Origin of the sequence: Bacillus sp. FSL W8-0102 (genome assembly GCF_038007225.1) — a bacterium.
In the GTDB taxonomy this organism is placed as follows: Bacteria; Bacillota; Bacilli; order Bacillales; family DSM-4216; genus Bacillus_O; species Bacillus_O smithii.
The window spans coordinates 768457-789012 of sequence record NZ_JBBOWT010000001.1 but is presented as its reverse complement, the minus strand read 5'-3'; the positions used below and the strand labels follow the sequence as shown (position 1 = coordinate 789012).

The 20556-nt window shown below is 41.1% G+C and carries 16 protein-coding genes, 1 tRNA gene and 1 pseudogene; 3 read left to right on the top strand and 15 right to left on the bottom strand.

Annotation, left to right across the window (positions count from 1 at the left end):
* Positions 1–247: 247 nt before the first annotated feature.
* The 6 genes from N1I87_RS03835 to N1I87_RS03810 form a co-directional block, all read right to left on the bottom strand.
* The gene (locus tag N1I87_RS03835; protein WP_341100695.1) at positions 248–1198 is read right to left on the bottom strand and encodes an SDR family NAD(P)-dependent oxidoreductase; all 951 of its coding nucleotides are present in this window, start codon (positions 1196–1198) and stop codon (positions 248–250) included.
* A gap of 114 nt (positions 1199–1312) precedes the next feature.
* Positions 1313–1942, bottom strand: coding sequence for a DUF1796 family putative cysteine peptidase (locus N1I87_RS03830; protein WP_341100693.1), 630 nt, complete (start codon positions 1940–1942; stop codon positions 1313–1315).
* A 132-nt stretch (positions 1943–2074) separates the two neighbouring features.
* A complete protein-coding gene (locus N1I87_RS03825; RefSeq protein WP_003353586.1) occupies positions 2075–3187 on the bottom strand; it encodes an RNA-guided endonuclease InsQ/TnpB family protein in 1113 nt (370 codons plus the stop codon).
* Between the two features lie 11 nt (positions 3188–3198).
* The gene (gene tnpA, locus N1I87_RS03820; protein WP_003352529.1) at positions 3199–3597 is read right to left on the bottom strand and encodes an IS200/IS605 family transposase; all 399 of its coding nucleotides are present in this window, start codon (positions 3595–3597) and stop codon (positions 3199–3201) included.
* A gap of 226 nt (positions 3598–3823) precedes the next feature.
* Positions 3824–5200: an ISLre2 family transposase gene (locus N1I87_RS03815; RefSeq protein WP_341100688.1), complete on the bottom strand. Its 1377-nt coding sequence runs from the start codon at positions 5198–5200 to the stop codon at positions 3824–3826.
* Positions 5201–5873: 673 nt separating this feature from the next.
* On the bottom strand, positions 5874–6779 hold the full coding sequence (locus N1I87_RS03810) for an NAD-dependent epimerase/dehydratase family protein (RefSeq protein ID WP_341100692.1): 906 nt from the start codon (positions 6777–6779) through the stop codon (positions 5874–5876).
* 570 nt (positions 6780–7349) lie between these two features.
* Between N1I87_RS03810 and N1I87_RS03805 the strand changes: the two genes are divergently transcribed.
* The gene (locus N1I87_RS03805) at positions 7350–7691 is read left to right on the top strand and encodes a hypothetical protein (protein ID WP_341095223.1); all 342 of its coding nucleotides are present in this window, start codon (positions 7350–7352) and stop codon (positions 7689–7691) included.
* Between the two features lie 206 nt (positions 7692–7897).
* Here the strand turns inward: N1I87_RS03805 and N1I87_RS03800 are convergent, their stop codons facing one another.
* The 4 genes and pseudogenes from N1I87_RS03800 to N1I87_RS03785 all read right to left on the bottom strand — a co-directional run bounded on the left by N1I87_RS03800 (position 7898) and on the right by N1I87_RS03785 (position 14369).
* On the bottom strand, positions 7898–8827 hold the full coding sequence (locus N1I87_RS03800) for a hypothetical protein (RefSeq protein WP_341095225.1): 930 nt from the start codon (positions 8825–8827) through the stop codon (positions 7898–7900).
* Positions 8802–10054: pseudogene (locus N1I87_RS03795) on the bottom strand (glycosyltransferase family 4 protein). Before N1I87_RS03795 ends, N1I87_RS03800 begins: the two are co-directional and overlap by 26 nt.
* A 296-nt stretch (positions 10055–10350) precedes the next feature.
* Positions 10351–12246 (bottom strand): PrkA family serine protein kinase, encoded by a 1896-nt coding sequence (locus N1I87_RS03790; RefSeq protein ID WP_048622773.1) that lies wholly within the window; start codon positions 12244–12246, stop codon positions 10351–10353.
* Between the two features lie 746 nt (positions 12247–12992).
* Positions 12993–14369 (bottom strand): ISLre2 family transposase, encoded by a 1377-nt coding sequence (locus tag N1I87_RS03785; RefSeq protein WP_341100688.1) that lies wholly within the window; start codon positions 14367–14369, stop codon positions 12993–12995.
* A 66-nt stretch (positions 14370–14435) separates the two neighbouring features.
* Here N1I87_RS03785 and N1I87_RS03780 point away from each other — a divergent pair, with 66 nt between their 5' ends.
* Complete coding sequence (locus N1I87_RS03780; protein ID WP_341100685.1) at positions 14436–15806, top strand: IS110 family transposase; 1371 nt, start codon at positions 14436–14438, stop codon at positions 15804–15806.
* Positions 15807–16222: 416 nt separating this feature from the next.
* Positions 16223–16429, top strand: a complete 207-nt coding sequence (locus N1I87_RS03775; protein WP_412677288.1) for a hypothetical protein — start codon at positions 16223–16225, stop codon at positions 16427–16429.
* A gap of 97 nt (positions 16430–16526) precedes the next feature.
* Here the strand turns inward: N1I87_RS03775 and nfsA are convergent, their stop codons facing one another.
* The 5 genes from nfsA to N1I87_RS03750 all read right to left on the bottom strand — a co-directional run bounded on the left by nfsA (position 16527) and on the right by N1I87_RS03750 (position 20455).
* On the bottom strand, positions 16527–17276 hold the full coding sequence (nfsA, locus tag N1I87_RS03770) for an oxygen-insensitive NADPH nitroreductase (RefSeq protein ID WP_341095227.1): 750 nt from the start codon (positions 17274–17276) through the stop codon (positions 16527–16529).
* 398 nt (positions 17277–17674) lie between these two features.
* On the bottom strand, positions 17675–18148 hold the full coding sequence (gene trmL / locus N1I87_RS03765) for a tRNA (uridine(34)/cytosine(34)/5-carboxymethylaminomethyluridine(34)-2'-O)-methyltransferase TrmL (protein WP_327824899.1): 474 nt from the start codon (positions 18146–18148) through the stop codon (positions 17675–17677).
* A 56-nt stretch (positions 18149–18204) separates the two neighbouring features.
* Positions 18205–19068: an amidase domain-containing protein gene (locus N1I87_RS03760; RefSeq protein ID WP_341095229.1), complete on the bottom strand. Its 864-nt coding sequence runs from the start codon at positions 19066–19068 to the stop codon at positions 18205–18207.
* A gap of 65 nt (positions 19069–19133) precedes the next feature.
* Positions 19134–20267, bottom strand: coding sequence for a tRNA epoxyqueuosine(34) reductase QueG (queG, locus tag N1I87_RS03755; protein WP_341100683.1), 1134 nt, complete (start codon positions 20265–20267; stop codon positions 19134–19136).
* Positions 20268–20381: 114 nt separating this feature from the next.
* Positions 20382–20455: transfer RNA gene (locus tag N1I87_RS03750), tRNA-Gly, on the bottom strand.
* Positions 20456–20556: the final 101 nt, after the last annotated feature.

The following is a 20556-nucleotide window of genomic DNA, read 5'->3' as shown; positions in this document are numbered from 1 at the left end:
TTGCCCCTCATTCTTAAAAATGACCATTAGCCAACATGCTTGATGAAAAAAAGATTCTGCGAATAAACGCAGATTCATGGAAACAAATCGTATTGGTTTTCCATAGAAAAACTGACTATTGTTGATCCTTACTTTCCAGAATTTTGGTACACAAATACTCAATCGTTCTAATTTGAAAGGCAAACGGTGCTACCCTTTTTGAATAGCACCAATGCCTTTATTTTAAAAATCCGCCTTCCACCAACATTTATTTGATTTCCTCTTTTGCCATCAAAAATTCTTTGGAAGAATAATTTCCTTTTACAGGTAAACAATCAGCATAAAACTGTTTTAACCCAGGGATGTTGATCATAGGAAGAACGATTAAGAAGTCTTCATCATAGACGACTGTATTTTGGCTTTCATGTTCAGAAATCAGAACTTCATGGAATCTTTCTCCCGGTCTAGCTCCAAATTCGACAACTTTGACATCTCTCTCCCCGGACTCTTCTATCAACACTTCAGCCAAATCCAGAATTCTCCATGCGGATGATTTCATGACAAAAATCTTTCCGCCTTTTCCTATTGTTGCAGCTTTTATTAACAACTTGATCGCATTTTCCCTGGTTAAGAAGAAACGTGTCATTCTTTTATCCGTAATTTTGATCTCTTTCTTTTTGATTTGATTCATAAATAATTGAAGCACACTTCCATTACTTCCTAGAATATTTCCGCTTCTTATACAAATAAATTGGGTATCCGAACTGATCTGATTCGCATATACCACTAATTTTTCACCGATGGCTTTTGTCATCCCATAGAAGTTAATGGGGTCTGCCGCTTTATCGGTCGATACGTTGATGACCTTCTTTACTCTATTTTCTAATGCAGCTTCAATTACGTTTTGAGTACCTAGCACGTTTGTTTTCAATGCCTCGAGAGGTTGTTCTTCACAGACGGGGACGTGTTTTAAAGCAGCTAAATGAAACACATAATCGACACCTTCAAAAGCTTTGACTAACGCTTCCCTGTCTCGAATGTCACCGATGCAAAAGCTCAATCGAGGGTCTTCAATCGCTCTACTCATCTGTACTTGACTGGCTTCGTTTCTGGAAAGAATAATGATTTTTTTAGGGTTTAGCGATAATAACTGGTTTATGAGCTCATGCCCCCATGAGCCTGTCCCGCCGGTCACCAAAATCACTTTATTTTGAAACATCTACTTGACCTCCTGATAGATTCATTCTAGATGAAACACCTGTTGTTTCAGGCGACTGTTCCGTTTAGGAATCTTCCATTCTTGTTACGGTAGAATTGTCCAGTATTTAGTCCTTTATTTTCCGCTCAGTTGAACTCCGTCGAACATCATTTTCCAAAAATGATCATTCGCATTCCAAATGTCCCGATTCGGAAGTTCAACCACGCTGACTCTTTCAATAGGCCAATTTTTTTCGGTCAGGCCGCTGACATCGGTATGATTGACGATGAGAATTCGAAAATCATGTTTCACCATTTTGGATAAAATGGACTCAAGTTCTAAGACCTCTTCAAACGTGCCTTCTGTTCGAACAAAAAGGATCCGTTTGCTGGTCTCCATTTTCTCTAAAAAGCGCTTTATCCGTCTATCAAACTTTTCTCTAACTTCAGGGTAACCGCCCAAATGTGAAAGTGTATTTTTTCCAACTTCAAAATCATGATTAGAAACTATTTGATAGACGTCATCCGATACACAAATTAGCTGATCAGAAGCATAACCTATAATTCTTAAATTAGGCAGGTCCATAAAACCGACAAATCTGTTTTTCAAAAGACGATTGACATTTGATAAAGAAGGAGATGCCATCCAATCCAACACTCCCGAAAAAGGTCTCAAATTATTTTTCTTAAGCTGAATGGATGTCAAACAAAGATCTCCTAAACTAAATACGGAATCATAAGTTCCTTTAATATCTTCTAAACTCATATTCCCATCTCCGTGAACTACCCTCCACTTACCACCCTTGCGGGTCGCTTGAAGTGGGGGCTTCTCGGGTAATCCTATCTAACGATAAGAAATTGACCGAGCTTACCCTCTCGTTCCGAAAGTTATTATTCTTTATGCTAATATGCGTAATCCTTCATTTTTGATATTGATTGCTGAATTGTGATCACGATCTAATACAAAACCGCAAGAACATTCATATACACGTTTAGATAATGGCATTTCTTTTTCCTTGCCACAACAAGAACATTTCTTAGTAGAAGGGAACCACTTATCGATTTTTACAAGTTGTTTCCCTTGTTCTTTTAGCTTGTATTCTAAGAAAGTAGTGAACATACCCCAGCCATTATCATGAACACTTTTTCCAAAATTGAGGGCTTGAGACATTCCTTTCATGTCTAAGTCCTCAATGATAACTGCGTCATAGGTTGATGCTAATTCTTTTGATTTATGGTGAAGAAAATTCTTGCGTTGATTGGCAATTTTCTCTTGTAACTTTGCTACTTTCAAACGTTGTTTTTCCCAACGTGCAGAACCTTTTTTTCTGCGAGAAAGAATTCGTTGTGCTTTTGCCAGTTTGTCTAATGCTTGTCGATAGTACCGTGGGTAATTGGCTTTCTCACCCTGTTCACTCTCGACATATAGACCGTCCATAGCAAAATCTAAGCCAACTACTTTTTGAATCTTTACTGACTGAATATCTTTCTCGTATTCTGTCAAAATCGAAATATAATATTTACCTGTCTTTGTTTTAGAAATAGTACAAGATTTGATTTTATAATCAGCAGGTATTTCTCTATGTCGGTTCATTTTCATTGGCTTTTTGATTTTTGGTAGTTTGATATGACCATTTTCTAGCTTAATATTGCCGTTGACCATATTGGTTGTGTAAGATTGTTTATTTTTCTTGCTTTTGAATTTAGGAAACTCCGCACGACCTTCAAAAAAGTTCTTATAAGCATTTTGCAAATTGATCTGTGCGTTTGCTAAAGCTAAAGAATCCACTTCTTTTAGGAATGGAAATTCATCTTTGTATTTCGCTGGTGTCGGGAATGCTTGTTGTTTAAGCGTTTCTTTATCGTTTTTGAATTTCTCATACGTTTCCTTACGTTCTTCCAGCATCTTATTGTAGACAAAGCGAACACAACCAAATGTTTTGGCTAATTGGATTTTCTGTTCTTTATTCGGATACAAACGAAATTTGAAGGCTTTGTTTTGTTTGGCCATATCAAATCACCTCACTTCTGACCTTGATTTTCAATGTATTTTTTTATGACTTCTATTGGTGCACCGCCTGTTGTAAGCAGGCAAAAGCTTCTTGACCAAAACATCTCTTTCCATAGTCTTTTTCGGATATGAGGAAAGTTTTTCTTTATCAGTCGAGAACTTGCACTCTTATAAGTATTGATGAACTTCGATAATTCAGAATTAGGATGTGCTTTGAATAGGATGTGGATATGATCCTTATCATGATTCCACTCTGTCAAAGTAATGTTGTATTTTTTTCCGATCTCAATGAACATATCTTTTGCAAAATCAGATATTTTATCGGTGAACACTTCTCTGCGATACTTTACAACTAATACAAGATGATAATGTAATAGGAACACTGAATGATTATTACTATCCAATTTCATTGATATATCAATCCTTTTTTATATATAAGACTGATTATATCAAAACCTTTGGCTAAAGCCAACCGAAATTCATCTCCCGAGTCAGTCAAGATTTTGTGGGAACTTTTTTGGTTCGCTAAAAAACAGGTGTAAGTCATAGGTTAGCGAACCATTTTTTTAAATTTCATCCGTAAGCGCTTTCGGACTCTCATCCCTTGCCATGACAGACCGATATGTATACCTTTTTTTACCATCCCTTGAGTTCAGACAGGACATGATAGATCGGTGTCCCGGACGATTGCTGTAAATATGGCACGTTATTCCGCGTGATCTCCGGCCAAAGACGGCGGACGCGTTGTTTCGCCTTGTTCACGATCGTCTGTTTGGTGGATGCCGTCGACACCGTTTCCTCCGCCGGATGCGACGATTCTTCTCCTAAACGACGTCCGAAAAGACGAATCCCATCCATCCGGGCAATCATTGCCTTGAAAAACGCCCTAAGTCCCTTGTCTGTCCAACTGCGGCGGTATTTCACCCGATACGCCAACTGGCTCATCACGCTTTCAGCCCTCCCCATCGGATACATGCCCGTTGTGTCCACTCCTTGCTCCTTCAGCCATTCCCGGTAATCACGGATGCATCCCGGCATCGATTCGATCCGGTGGATCAAGGCAGCCAGCTGTTGTTCTTTCGCTTCGTCCCCCAGCGTGCCGAGGGCGCTGTTCAGTTCCACAAGCAGCTTCTCTTCATCCTGCTTCGCCAGCTTTTGCCGAATCGCCTGCCACCGTGGATGGCCCGAGAGGCATTGGCGCAACTCACGCGCCACGTGGAATCGATCCAATTGGAAGCAGACCCGTCCTTTGAAATACTCCCGGCACGCGGTAATCCATGGAGCGCCGTCCCCGTTGATGACAAGAAGATCCCGACACGGATCATAGGCATATTCATTTATCAAAAATTCCTCGAAGCCTTCCCACACCTCCCCCTTGCCCTCATGGACGTAATGGCGCTGATTGACAAATTCGATCCGTGAGCCGTTGCGCTTCCACCCTTCGTGAACGGTTAGGATCTTGTCTTCCTTGGCCCGTTTTCCCTTCCCTTGGCGAGAAACAAACAGTCCATCGGCCTCCACAAACAGCACCCGTCCATATCGCTGGTTGACCGGGCAGTGCAGCGGAGCTTCAGCTTCGAGCACCAACTGGCGGATCGCCTCATGGCTCATCACCGGATACCCGACCATCTGGGCAAGCGTACGAGCCGCTTTGCGATAAGAAGAGCACTCCACCGCCAATCCCACCGCTGTTTCTTCTAGACAAGGGCTGATTGACTGCGATCCATCAAACGCTAAAAAGGAATCAAGCAAAAACGTGTAACGGTTTTGTTCCCGGTCTAAATAGTAGTTCCGCTCAAAGGTAACTTCGCCAAACAGGGTTTGAATCGTGATGCGTCGTTTGTCTTTCAAGTGGTACCGGCGCTTGTCCCGGGTTTCCGCCAATTGTCGGTCGATGTCCTCCAACAAAGCCGTAAACAGTTCGGCGAAGGCGTTTTGCAAGGCTCGAAACAAATCAAGTTCGATCTCTTTCCATGACAACGAATTTGTGGTAAGATGTTGTTGAATATTCATGGGACTCTCTCCTCCTGTTTGATGGTTTGGCAATGATCATCTTACCAGGGAGAGAGTCCTTTTTTCATGTTTCCTGCTTGGGATCCTACCGCGCTTCGCTTGGTGGCCCCGATGAGGGGGATTGCGAACCTACGTTCCCAACCCCCTCATCGGGGAATTCTAAGAATTTCTCCCACAAACATTTTACTCACACTCATCTCCCACCTACTCATTGGGCTACGCCCTGCACATTCCTTGAGGATGGGAGACTTCTTTCGGAAATCCGTTAAAAAAATGAAAAACGTATTTCCAATGTGAGGTCCGTTATGCATTGCATAGCACATTTTTTATTTCCTCAATTTCCCAAAAACGAATGAAAGCTTATCCAACTTAAATCCAGAAAAGACGAATATTTTTCTAATATCCTATCCATAGTTAATTCCGCATCACAAAAAAATGAGAGGGCAGAAACTCGAACGATGGAAAAATGTGTATTTAATCCAGGTTTCAATGAGAAATAGAACAAATTTTCCATATTCGACTAATCCGTAACAGGGAGGAATACGAGATTTTATAAAAAATCATTTCTAATGGTCGTCCATCATCCTATTTTCTGTGAACATTATGTGCAAACTTTTATAGCAAAACAAAAAATGTTTATCTTTCAAAAGTGTTTGACTGACGATTTTCATCATCATGAAAAGGTATAAGTTTCTGTTAATCCGTTGAAAATATCAACCTGTGGATTCCACTGCAACAATTGACGCGCTTTTTTATTATCGAGACAGCTATGTTTAATATCGCCCGTTCTTGCATGTGTGTAGATCGTCTCAATTGGGGAGCCGTAAATTTGCGTCAGCATTTTCACTAAGTGATTGATGGAGATGCTTTTTCCGGTGCTGACTTGAATCGTTTCCTGATCCCCTTTCTCCACAGCAGCGATATTTGCACGAACAATATCTTTTACATAAACAAAATCTCGTGTTTGTTCACCGTCACCGTGTATCATTAAAGGCATTCCTTTTTTGATTCTGTCTAAAAAGATCGCAATGACTCCTCCTTCTCCTTTTGCGGATTGTCTAGGGCCATATACGTTGCCATAACGGAGAATGGTGTAGGATAGTCCATAAAGCTGATGAAATAAGCGGATATATGACTCGGCTGTCAATTTCGATAAACCGTAGTAAGAAATAGGCATTGTCAAGTCCTTTTCTGAAATCAAATCTTTTTGTAAATTCCCGTAAACCCCAGAGGTAGAGGCAAAAATTACTTTTTTCACAGAAGCCTCACGACAAGCTTCCAAGATATTGATGGTTCCATTGATATTCATGTCAGCATCATATTTTGGTTCACGAATTGACTGCCCTACATCTGCCTGAGCCGCCAGATGGAATACGACATCCGGTTTTTCTCTCATAATGATTTGTTTGGCCCCTTGACTACGTATATCTTCGATATGCATGACGGCAAGCGGATGTACATTTTTCAATTGTCCAGATACTAAGTTGTCCAATACATGCACCTTCGCACCTTGAAGAAGCAGTTCTTCAACGAGATGAGAACCGATAAAGCCGGCCCCACCGGTTACAACAGCCTTCATGATTTATGCTCCTTATAACTTTTTTATCATCGTATGAAGCTTTAAAGAAAGGGGTACAAGGAGTATGCCTAATGTACAGAAAAATAGTTTGGAATAAGAAAGGGGTACAAAGCGTAAAACAAGTCCCATCAAACAAATCGGATGGAATCGAAAAAAAAGAAGGATAGCGATGGAGGAAAGACTTTTTAGAAAACCGTTTTGCTGCTAAAGACATTACAGAATTGTCTAAATGGAGAAATTTATAATCTAGCATAAGTCTTATTTCATCTCTATTATCTGCAATGGATCACACCCTCTATAAGGACTGATCGGCAAACTCTATAGCCGTTTCCCGATTGGATTTACCTTAAGGTATCGATCCTATCTCTTAAAATCAATAGATTCTCAAAGTCAAACAGTAGTAGAATTTTTCTCCATAGTATTCTCTTTTTTGTGTTAGTTAAACGGCTTGGCCTGCCATTATCTACTACCTCTATCAACTTGAATTGAAATGATCAATCCAACTATTATATCTACCCTTGCAAATCCTTGTTGTGAGAATAAGATGATGGAAAAAAGGGTAATAAATTTATGGCAGGTACAAAGACATTTGTGAATGATAGCCCGGCTACTTTGCAGATTACTCTCTTTATTCGTGAAGGAGATGAACCATTAAACCAAGATGGGACCGTTTCCTTTATACTTGATCCCGGTGAAACAGAGGTCATTACCTATGGAAATGATATAAACTCTTTGCTAAACGGGATTTTATTATTTACCATTTTCGAAGGAGACCTTTATAGCAAAACTCAATTCGTCATTGAAAAAGAAAGTGAACTTGACGATCTTCTGAATATAAACAGCATGATTACGATCACGAAAAACCAAACAGACTACGAAATCTCCGGAAGCAATCCAACACTTGCGCAATAACAGACTTATTTTTATTTCTGGCTCCAATAAAAGTTTCCTAACATTTGGGGGACTGATGATCCTTCATACAAAAAGTCCCGCTCTCACGATAAAAGTGAGGCGGGGCTTTTTTGGTGATTTTAAATCCGTACTTGAAAAGATCCTTTTTGAAACTTTTCTCACCTAAGTTTTTTGAGCAGCCCAATGAAGAACTAGTACGAATGGAATTAATGGACGTCCCTCATCACAGAGTTAGGGAGTTCATAGTCTGGGGGTAGAGAAGCTTTTATTGATTCCCAAACTTCGTGATCCACAAAGACTTCAGGAGTGGACAACGGAGTCGAAAATAATGAATTATAAAAATCCCCGCTCATCGGTTTAAACATTTCTTTTATCACTGGATTAGGCAGTACATAGTTTTCCGGCAATGAATTTTTAATGTGCTTCCAAACACGATCATCCACAAACATGTTCGGAGTGGAAAGCAAAGTCGAAAACAATGAGTTATAAGAATCTGCTCTCATCGGTTCAAACATTTCTTTTGTCACCGGGTTGGGAAGCACATAGTTTTCCGGCAATGAATTTTTAATGTGCTTCCAAACTCGATCGTCCACAAACACATCTGGAGTGGACAACGGAGTCGAAAACAATGAATTGTAAAAATCTCCGCTCATTGGTCCAAAAATTTCTTTTGTCACCGGGTTGGGAAGCACATAGTTTTCCGGCAATGAATGTTTAATGTGCTTCCAAACACGATCGTCCACAAACACATCCGGAGTGGACAACGAAGTCGAAAACAATGAGTTATAGGAATCTCCGCTCATCGGCTCAAAAATTGCTTTTATCACTGGGTTAGGAAGCACATAGTCTTCCGGCAAAGAATTTTTAATGATTTCCCAAATCCGATGATCCACAAATATTTTCGGAGTTGGAAATAAAGAGTTATAAGATTCTCCGCTCATTTTTGGGATGGCATCCTTTGCGACGAGGCTAGGCGATGCAGACCCTTGCGGCAAAGAACCTACCATTGATTTCTCTTCCGTACTGTCCTCAGTCCTTTGAAGCCATGCCTGAAATTTCTTTGGAAGAAACGACTGAAGTTCCTTAGGAAGCAAGGTGAGCAAAGAACGTTTAATGAAGTCTATTAGCCGAGACATTCTCTTCGTCCTTTCTCAATTTAGATATAGCGCTATGGTAAACATCTAGTACGTTGCTAACCCCTTTATCTAAAGCCCAATGGTTCCTTCCCCATTTGCTGGCATTATTCCCTAAAGTTTTCCTTAACTTTTCGTCGTCTAGTAATAAATTTAAATTTTGGTATAAAGCTTCACTGTCTCCCGCAGGTGATATCAATCCTGTCACTTGATGCTCCACTATTTCCGGCAATCCCCCTGCATCACTAACAATCACAGGCATTCCGGCAATTTGAGCTTCGACTACTGATAAAGGTTGGTTTTCCAAGAGGCTTGGAAGAACATAAATATCTGAATTAGCCAATAAAGCAGGAATATCATCTCGACTTCCAAAAAACAATACGTCTTCTTCTAAACCTAAGGCTTTAGTTTGGACTCGTAACTCTGCTTTCTTGTCTCCGTCTCCCACAATCCAACAAACCCAATCATTTCGACTTTCTTTCAATTGGCCAAGAGCGGATATGAGATGGTGAACCCCTTTCAGTTCCACAAGCCGCCCTGTAAAAATGATCACTTTTTTGTCATCCGGACGTTTTACAGGAGATTTCTCCTTCATTCGTTTTATAAAATTCTCTACATCGTATCCATAGTGGTATACTTTGATTTGTTCATCAGGAACAAGAAACTCATTCGTTAAAATATTCTTTAACCAATTATTGGCTACAATCGTAAATTCAGCAGATGACGCTCCAGTACGTTCGAGCTCATCAAAATATGCCCGAGCCATGTGAGAAGTCGGTGATTTATGAATGGTGGTTAATTGGTGTCTAATCTCATGAGCCACACAACCATGCAGGGTAGCGACTAATGCAGGTCCTTTAGGTCTACCCTCTGAATACTTGCAGTGGAAATGACATCTTGTGTATGGATCACATCATATTTGTCCAAACCTAAATAGGCAGCAGCTAATTCAAAAAAGTAACGTTGAAATTCCGTATATTTTATCAATGGATTGATATGAATAGCCGGATAAACTTGTTCGTTTAGTTTTGCGTTAAGCAAAGGAAGCACCTTATCCTTTTCTAACCTTCGATCTTCATTCACAATGTAAACATACTCATTATTCTCACTGTAACCTAGCAAATCCACTTCATGTCCTAAAGACACAAGCTTTTCTTTAAGCTGCTTCATATAGCCCCATACTCCCCCTACGTGCGGAACGGCCCAGTACGTAGCAAGCAATATTTTCATAAATACATCTCCTTCTGTTTTGGTCTATACGTATCATATTGAGAAAATAAATCTATGGTATAGACAGTTATCTTTCTATTTGCACAATATTTTCTGACAACCTCTTTGGAGGGAGTTGCAGTAATTTAAAAAAGCCGGGCTTTTGTACATTTGAAAACTCTTTTTCCTAAAGAAAGACAGTACTTTACTTTATTCATTAAAAAAGCCGGACCTTCCAAATCTTTGAAAGGTCCGGCCAGATCTTTTATTCTTTTTCAAAAAATATTGAGGCTCATAACCAATTTAACCGCAAATGTTTAACGGTTTAGCAAGCTGCCTACATAGCGCAGAAGTTCATTGGCTGAAGTTGAATTATAACCGTAGTCGTCAATCAGCCTTGCAACCACTTCGTTAATTTTCTTGAGCTGCTGCTCATCCGGCGTCTTGGTGGAAGTTGTAATTTTCACAACATCCTTTAAATCAGAAAATAATTTCTTTTGAATGGCTTCACGCAAGCGATCATGCGAATTGTAATCAAACCGTTTACCTTTTCTTGCATAAGCCGAAATGCGGATCAGAATTTCTTCTCGAAATGCTTTTTTCGCATTTTCAGAAATGCCGATCTGTTCTTCAATAGAGCGCATTAATTTTTCATCCGGATTAATTTCTTCTCCTGTAAGCGGATCACGGAGTTTCGTTTTATTGCAATACGCTTCTACATTATCCAAATAATTATCCATCAAGGTTTTAGCGGATTCTTCATATGAGTAAACAAAAGCTTTTTGCACTTCTTTCTTGGCGATTTCATCATATTCTTTACGGGCTAAAGAGATAAAATTCAAATATTTTTCCCGTAGTTCGTTCGTGATGGAAGGATGCTGATCTAATCCTTCCTTTAAAGACCGCAGCACGTCAAGCGCATTAATAGATGGCACTTCTTTCCGAATGATGGTGGATGAAATCCGGTTAATGACATAACGCGGGTCAATTCCGCTCATTCCTTCATCTTGATATTCTTTCTTTAATTCGTCTACATCTGCCGCATTAAAGCCTTCTACATTCTCTCCATCATATAGACGCATTTTTTTGATTAAATCAATATCTCCCCTTTTCGGTTCTTTCAATCGAGTTAAAATCGTAAACATCGCTGCGACTTTTAACGTATGCGGGGCTATATGGACATCGGCGACATCGCTTTCGCGGATCATTTTTTCATAGATCTTTTCTTCTTCGGACACTTTTAGATTGTATGGAATCGGCATGACGATAATCCGTGAATGCAGCGCCTCATTTTTCTTATTGGAAATAAAAGAACGGTATTCGGTTTCATTCGTATGTGCCACTATTAATTCATCTGCCGAAATCAAAGCGAAACGTCCTGCTTTAAAGTTGCCTTCTTGCGTCAAAGAAAGCAAATGCCATAAAAACTTTTCATCGCATTTCAACATTTCTTGAAATTCCATCAGACCACGGTTTGCTTTATTCAGTTCGCCGTCAAACCGATAAGCTCGGGGATCAGACTCTGAGCCATATTCGGCTATCGTCGAGAAATCAATACTTCCTGTCAAATCGGCGATATCTTGAGATTTCGGATCTGACGGGCTGAATGTGCCGATTCCGACGCGTTTGTCTTCTGAAAAAAAGATTCTTTCTACCAATACATCTTCTATTCTTCCACCGTATTCTTCTTCCAATCTCATCATATTCAGAGGAGATAGGTTCCCCTCAATCCGAATTCCGTATTCCTTATAAAAATCTTCTCTAAGATGTTGAGGAATAAGGTGTAGAGGATCTTCATGCATGGGGCATCCTTTAATCGCGTAAATCGCGCCCCTTTCAGTACGGGAATAGGCTTCCAAACCCCTTTTCAACATTGTGACAAGCGTCGATTTCCCCCCGCTGACCGGCCCCATCAACAACAATATCCGTTTCCGGACATCAAGCCTTTTCGCCGCCGGATGAAAATATTCTTCCACTAATCTTTCCAGCGCTTCCTCCAGTCCAAATAATTCATTGCTGAAAAATTTATATCTCTTTCTTCCCCCAACCTCTTCAAACCCCGCATCTTTTATCATGTTATACACTCTTGAATGGGCTGACTGAGCGACCCACGGCTTTTCCTTCACAATCTCTAAATACTCAGCAAATGTGCCTTCCCATCTTAGCTTTTCTTCTTTCTCCCGATACTGCTCAACCTTTTTTAAAATATCCAATATAAACATCCCCCTGTCCTTATTGAGAGAACGATTAATATAATCTATGCCATCGGATATTTAAACATGCCCAAAACACAAAATCGCTGTCGTTTCAAATGATGTTTCCCGTCTCTCTGCCGAATTTCTCTCTCTTATTTTTTAAGCGCATTCACTTTTCCAATTCTTTACGATATAATATCGATAAATCGTCAGAACGTTAATAAAGGAGGAGTTATAATTTTATGAAATTTCTGCTTATTATGGTGGTTATCCTCTCGTTTCTTACCGCTATTTTTACTGCCGGCTACAATGACAAGCCAGGGGTAAACAAAAAGTAATCATGGAGTTTTGATCTCTTACATACAACTAGAAACGTGGCAGAACAAGTGGCTGGGCGGTTTGTACGCTCAGCTTTTTTCACCAATAATTATTCCGAATATTTTTTTAATAAAGGAGCTATTCCTGTAATGAAGAAATTTGAGGTTTGAAACAAAAAGAGCCCTCTTGGTATAGTACAGGGTGTCAATGCATTGACCCCGAATTAATAATTACCAAGGAGGACTCAAGATGAATTATACGCAAAATCGTAAAATCTCGCAAATTACACCATCAACATGAGTCAGTCAAGATTTTGTGGGAACTTTTTTGGTTCGCTAAAAAACAGGTGTAAGTCATAGGTTAGCGAACCATTTTTTTAAATTTCATCCGTAAGCGCTTTCGGACTCTCATCCCTTGCCATGACAGACCGATATGTATACCTTTTTTTACCATCCCTTGAGTTCAGACAGGACATGATAGATCGGTGTCCCGGACGATTGCTGTAAATATGGCACGTTATTCCGCGTGATCTCCGGCCAAAGACGGCGGACGCGTTGTTTCGCCTTGTTCACGATCGTCTGTTTGGTGGATGCCGTCGACACCGTTTCCTCCGCCGGATGCGACGATTCTTCTCCTAAACGACGTCCGAAAAGACGAATCCCATCCATCCGGGCAATCATTGCCTTGAAAAACGCCCTAAGTCCCTTGTCTGTCCAACTGCGGCGGTATTTCACCCGATACGCCAACTGGCTCATCACGCTTTCAGCCCTCCCCATCGGATACATGCCCGTTGTGTCCACTCCTTGCTCCTTCAGCCATTCCCGGTAATCACGGATGCATCCCGGCATCGATTCGATCCGGTGGATCAAGGCAGCCAGCTGTTGTTCTTTCGCTTCGTCCCCCAGCGTGCCGAGGGCGCTGTTCAGTTCCACAAGCAGCTTCTCTTCATCCTGCTTCGCCAGCTTTTGCCGAATCGCCTGCCACCGTGGATGGCCCGAGAGGCATTGGCGCAACTCACGCGCCACGTGGAATCGATCCAATTGGAAGCAGACCCGTCCTTTGAAATACTCCCGGCACGCGGTAATCCATGGAGCGCCGTCCCCGTTGATGACAAGAAGATCCCGACACGGATCATAGGCATATTCATTTATCAAAAATTCCTCGAAGCCTTCCCACACCTCCCCCTTGCCCTCATGGACGTAATGGCGCTGATTCACGAATTCGATCCGTGAGCCGTTGCGCTTCCACCCTTCGTGAACGGTTAGGATCTTGTCTTCCTTGGCCCGTTTTCCCTTCCCTTGGCGAGAAACAAACAGTCCATCGGCCTCCACAAACAGCACCCGTCCATATCGCTGGTTGACCGGGCAGTGCAGCGGAGCTTCAGCTTCGAGCACCAACTGGCGGATCGCCTCATGGCTCATCACCGGATACCCGACCATCTGGGCAAGCGTACGAGCCGCTTTGCGATAAGAAGAGCACTCCACCGCCAATCCCACCGCTGTTTCTTCTAGACAAGGGCTGATTGACTGCGATCCATCAAACGCTAAAAAGGAATCAAGCAAAAACGTGTAACGGTTTTGTTCCCGGTCTAAATAGTAGTTCCGCTCAAAGGTAACTTCGCCAAACAGGGTTTGAATCGTGATGCGTCGTTTGTCTTTCAAGTGGTACCGGCGCTTGTCCCGGGTTTCCGCCAATTGTCGGTCGATGTCCTCCAACAAAGCCGTAAACAGTTCGGCGAAGGCGTTTTGCAAGGCTCGAAACAAATCAAGTTCGATCTCTTTCCATGACAACGAATTTGTGGTAAGATGTTGTTGAATATTCATGGGACTCTCTCCTCCTGTTTGATGGTTTGGCAATGATCATCTTACCAGGGAGAGAGTCCTTTTTTCATGTTTCCTGCTTGGGATCCTACCGCGCTTCGCTTGGTGGCCCCGATGAGGGGGATTGCGAACCTACGTTCCCAACCCCCTCATCGGGGAATTCTAAGAATTTCTCCCACAAACATTTTACTCACACCATCAACATTAATTGTAGGCATTGATATCGCCAAAGACAAACACGTCGCTCGAGCTCAGGATGATCGAGGAATCGAATTTGGAAAAAGACTGATCTTTGAAAATCGCATACATGGCTATCAAAAACTGCTTGATTGGGTTTCGAGGCATCAAAAGGAACACCAAAAAACACATGTCATTTTTGGTGTTGAGCCGACCGGTCATTTCTGGCTGAGTCTGGCCTATTTCTTGACTGCTAAAGGTTATGACTTTGTCTTGGTCAATCCTATGCATGTCAAAAAAACTAAAGAGCTGGATGATAACTCTCCAACTAAAAACGATACGAAAGATGCACGTGTGATTGCACAGCTGATTAAAGATGGGCGATACTCCGTACCAAATCTCTTAGATGGCATCTATGCAGAGCTAAGAGAAGGCGTCAAATTAAGAGATCAGCTCATCCAGCAGCTTATGATCACAGAAGGTCGTATTCAAAATCACATCCAGCGTTACTTTCCGGAGTTTTTCGATGTATTTAAAGACTGGGAAGGAAAGGCAGCTCTTTGTACATTAAGAAACTTTCCATTCCCCTCTCAGATTAAAGAAATGACATCAGAAGAAGTTCTTGCGAAATGGAAACAAGAAGTAAACCGTGGTGTAGGAATCAAACGAGCTACAAAGTTAATAGAAGCAGCGAAAAAGAGCATTGGTATCCAAATTGGTATCAAGTTTGCTAAACGTGAATTGGATTATTTACTCGATCAATATGAGCTATACAAAGAGCAATTAGGACAGTTAGATAAGGATCTGGAAGCACTTGTAGTAACGATACCTGGAGCGAAGGAAATGATCAATATTCAAGGCTTAGGTCCTACAACAGTCGCGCTATTCTTCGCTGAGGTCGGGGATATAACAAAGTATAGTCATCCCCAGCAATTAGTAAATCTGGCAGGGCTGTCATTACGTGAACATAGTTCCGGGAAGTTTAAGGGGCAAACCAAGATCACAAAACGAGGACGAAGTCGATTGCGAAGAGCTTTATACTTGGCCATTCGTCCACTCGTTGCCCATAATCCAACGTTTAAAGCCCTGCATCAATACTACACAAAGCGTCCTGATCGACCTTTGAAGAAACAGCAGTCACTGATTGCCTTGTGTTGTAAATTACTACGTGTCTTATTTGTCATTGGTCAAAAACAGTGTGAATTTGATGGTTCAAAGTTATTGAGAGGTTTGCCTCAAATCGATTCATTACAGGCAGCTTAAGGCTTTATTAAGTTCATGAAATCATTTCAGAATACCGTAATTATCTCAAATGACAAACACCAATAGTGCAGAGTTGGAGCTTATTTATTCCATACGGGCATGTGACCCAGCAAAGGAGCATATCCAACCTCCACCTCATGGATACGCAGGACGAAGGAATGTATGGAATTCAATCCGGAGAGATGTGGGAGGGTTAGCGACCGTGAGTGATGTGGAGATGATGAAGCACGGTTATACCTTATTTTTACCAAATAAATACAATTTGGTTGATAGGATGCCCCCTACCATGTAAATTATTTAAAAAAATTCAACATATATCCATTAAATGAGGTGTGTATTCTATTAAGTGTCTATGAAATTTTGAGAAAAAGCGAGTATTCGGGAGAAAAATAAACTTTATTGAGGGAGGGAATATGATGACTGAAGAACAAAAAAACCTTGAGCAAATCATCGATGATTTGAACCATACTGTTCAAAAGCTCTCAGAACAAGTGGAGCAACTTCAAAAAGAGGTTGCTGTATTGAGGGAAAATCAAGACAAACCCGTTCTTAATCCTGCTATCATCGGTCAAATCGGCGGTTTTGTTCTAGGAGCTATCGTATTAATCGGTATTTTTTGGTGATCATTGAACTAAGGGTGCCGTTTCACAATCAATACGGCACCCTGATATAAGTTGCGCCGAAAGGCAAGATAATCATCCAACAGAATGGGGAACTTTCCTAGCGCAAATCCATTTTTTGTTTTTCCACAAATTCTTTCATATACATTCTGACTCTTCTGGAAAGCATATTGGACATTTGGCCCGTCCAAGTATCTTCTCGAACCCCTCCCGTTCTTTCTTTATAATAGTTGGCGACTACTTTGTTATATTCTTCTAAATCTTTTTGGATCTTTTCTTTATCGCTGTTATAAAGATTTTCTTGATAAACGTGATGAAGCGGAAGACGCGGCTTTTTATCCGTTTCCTGATCCGGATAGCCAACGGCCAATCCAAATAACGGTATCACCCTTTCAGGAATTTGCAAAAGCGCTTTCACTTCTTCGAGACGGTTGCGGAGTCCGCCGATATAACAAATGCCTAAGCCCATTGATTCTGCGGCAATCACAGCGTTTTGCGCCGCTAATGCCGTGTCTATTAAACTGACCATAAATTTCTCTGTGCTTTCAAGCGAAGGAATGACGTCTCTGCCTTCGATTTCACCAATAACCTCATGGCGATAAAGATCGGCGCAAAATACAAAAAAATGGCCATTTTCCGCTACATAAGGCTGATTTCCAGACAGTTCGGCCAACTTTTGTTTTTTATCCGTGTCTGTAACACCAATAATCGTATACGCCTGAATAAAACTGGAAGTAGAAGCTGACTGAGCGCAACGGACAATCGTTTCGATCTGTTCCGTAGTGAGCGGCTGCTTCTTAAACTTTCTTACAGACCGATGAGCCAAGATCGTTTCAATAGTGGTATTCAACGCTGCTACATCCCCTCTCTAAAGATAAAATAGAAACTTTTTCCTAAATGATTCTCTCCTGCAGTCATGAAAAGCTACATCACTTTCAGAACCTCGTTTTTAAAAAAACGGCGCAATCAAGAAAATCCTTCCGATCAAAGAGGACATATTCTTTCAATCTGTTGTTGAATCTCGTGATTACCGGACGATCAAAATGTCACGAGACAAAGGGAGAATGAATGAAATCTTTGCCATTCTCATTTGGTTGTGATAACGAACCAAAAAAAGCCAAATCCCCATTCACCTCCCGAAATCAAATGGAGCATACCTTATCCAGCTTTATGTATTACTATAACCCTTATCGGAAAAATTTCAAATGATTTAAAACAGAAAAAAGAAACAGGGACATGCCCGGTTTCTTATGTTAAATGAGGAAATTGCTGTTGTCTTAACGCTTCATATACTAAAATAGCCGCCGTATTCGATAAATTGAGAGCTCTTACTTTATCGTTCATAGGAATCCTCAAGCAACGCTCTTTGTTGGCTGCCAGCAATTCTTTCGGTAAACCGGTCGTTTCTTTTCCAAAGATAAAATAATGATTTTTGCTCGTATCGCTAAAATCAAACGAATTATAATATCGCTCGCCGAATTTCGTTATATAATAATATTCTCCATCCGGATTTTTCTCAAAAAATTCATCGAGTGAATCATAATAAATGATATTGACATATTTCCAATAATCAAGTCCGGCCCTTTTTAACATTTTGTCTTCCGTTGAAAAACCAAGCGGGCGGATTAAATGGAGTGTTGTATCCGTAGCCGCGCAAGTTCTAGAAATATTTCCTGTATTCGCAGGAATCTCTGGTTGATACAATACTACATGATTTGCCACAATGCTTTCACCTCTAAAATAAAGTCTGCCATTATTATAGCATATACGATTCCCCGTCAACTTTGATCGTTTATGGCAAAAAACTTATATTGAATGTTGGGAGTGTAAGCCGTTGAATCTTCATAGCTCCAATATCTCATGCGGCTATTGGAAGTATGAGCATTGACTAAAGGCATTCCATAGTCGTCTTTAGCGGTGACAATGGTCGTATGATCAAACCGTCCATCTCCTTGAAAATCGTAGCAAATCACGTCTCCCAGCTGCAATTCAGCGGCATTGCGGACTTCATTCGCTTTTAGCCCCGTCTTGGATCGGCCTAAATACATTCGAAACGAATGGGCGACCGACCAACTGTAACTCCACGAACCGTTTTGCATCCACCAGCCTTGGCCCCGATTCGGATATCCTCTCATCGGTGCGCCGCCGGCTTTTAAACATTGCGAAATAAAATTAGTACAATTGACATGAAACTTTTTGTAAGCGGGATTATAGCTATTCCACCATCTTTCCGCATATTGAACCGCTTTTAGCCGATTATATTCAAATCCCGCCCGCTCTGCTGTGTCTTCCCATTCTTCCATCGACTCAATCGAATATCTTTCGGTTTCCCAGGAGGGAATGATTTCTTCGTCCTTGATCACCGTTTGTTCCCAAAAAATAGCTTTTCGATGTTCTATTTCTTCTTCCATATAAAAAAAACGATTTTGTTTAATCAAATATTGTAAATGAAGAGTGTAAAACACTTCACGATCTGTTTTATGGATAATGTTTCCTTTTCCTTTCGCCTTTAAGATTTTCGCGTTTCGTCGTTCCAAAAGCTTTCGCTTTCTTTCCCATTTTTCATCGGAAACATTCCTCTGTTCATTTTCAACAACTTGTTCCAATCGATTTTGCAAAAGTTTTTGAAGCTGTGATTCCATAAAAAAATCCCTCCCCGTTAAAGCCTATGTGGCGATATCAGGGAAGAATCCACTAAAATCTCTAATTAGGAAGAAAAATATTGCAGCCCTTTCTCGATTTCTTTCAAAACATCGGGATCCGTTTCCGTTTGTTTCGCTTCCAAAAGCGCTAACTTTGCTTGATCGCCGCCTATTTTTCCAATCGCCCAAGCTGCGGTCCCCCGTATCACAGGACGAACATCTTTTTGCAAAACTTCCACTAAAGAAGGAATGGCAGTTTCTTCTTTAAAATGGGCAATGGCAATGATGGCATTCCGCTGGATTGGCTTTTTTCCTCTCCACGAGCCGGAAACCATGCCAAATTTCTCTTTAAATTCTTTATTGCTGATGTCAAGCAACGGTTCAAGCAATGGTTTTGCTGTTTCAGGATCCGGTTCCATTTCTTCGTGCAAATGAAAATCAATCCCTTTATTTTCAGGGCAGACGGTTTGACATGTATCACAGCCGTATAAGCGGTTGCCGATTTTATCTCGATATTCATCCGGAAGAAAATCCTTTGTTTGTGTAAGAAAAGCGATACACTTTTTAGCGTTTAACTGTCCTCCTTGAACCAAAGCCCCCGTCGGACAAGCGTCCAAACATTTTGTACATGTACCGCAGCGGCTTTCCAACGGCTGATCCGGCTCAAAAGGCAAATTGGTAATCATCTCTCCCAAATAAACGTAAGAACCAAATTCCGGGGTGATAATCGAACAATTTTTCCCGCTCCAGCCGATGCCCGCTCTTTCCGCTACAGCACGATCGGATAATTCGCCCGTATCGACCATCGATTTCATCCTGGCTTCTGGAACTTTGGAACGGATAAATTCCTCCAATTGTTCGAGGCGATTTCTTAAAATCACATGATAGTCCAATCCCCAAGAGGCTTTACAAAAAGTTCCACGTCGAAGCCCCTTTTTTCCTTTTGGCGTTTCTTTCATTTTTGATGGATAAGCCAACGCAATCGCGATAATGGATCGTGGCTGGTCAAATATCAAGGCGGGATTAGTGCGTTTATCGATATCAGGCTCCTCAAATCCCGATTGGAATTGAAGCTCCTGCTGACGGATCAGACGATTTTTCAATTCGGTAAAAGGCTCTGCAGAAGCAAAACCTATTTTATCGATGCCTATCTGTTTGCTATAGGCAATAATGTCCTGTTTTAATTGATTATAATCCATCACGGATCACCTTTCAGTCGAAAAAGAGAGTCGGCTATATTTTAACCATATAACAAAAAAACGCAATACTTTGTTTCTTACAAACAAAATACTGCGTTGATCACAATATGTATATGGAGCGGGTGATGGGAATCGAACCCACGACAACAGCTTGGAAGGCTGTGGTTTTACCACTAAACTACACCCGCAATTGCTATCGAACAATAATTATTGTACATGATCCGACAAGATTTTGCAAATATTTTTTTCGTTTTTTTTCTTTTTCGTTGATTTTCTTTTTCACCCCCAT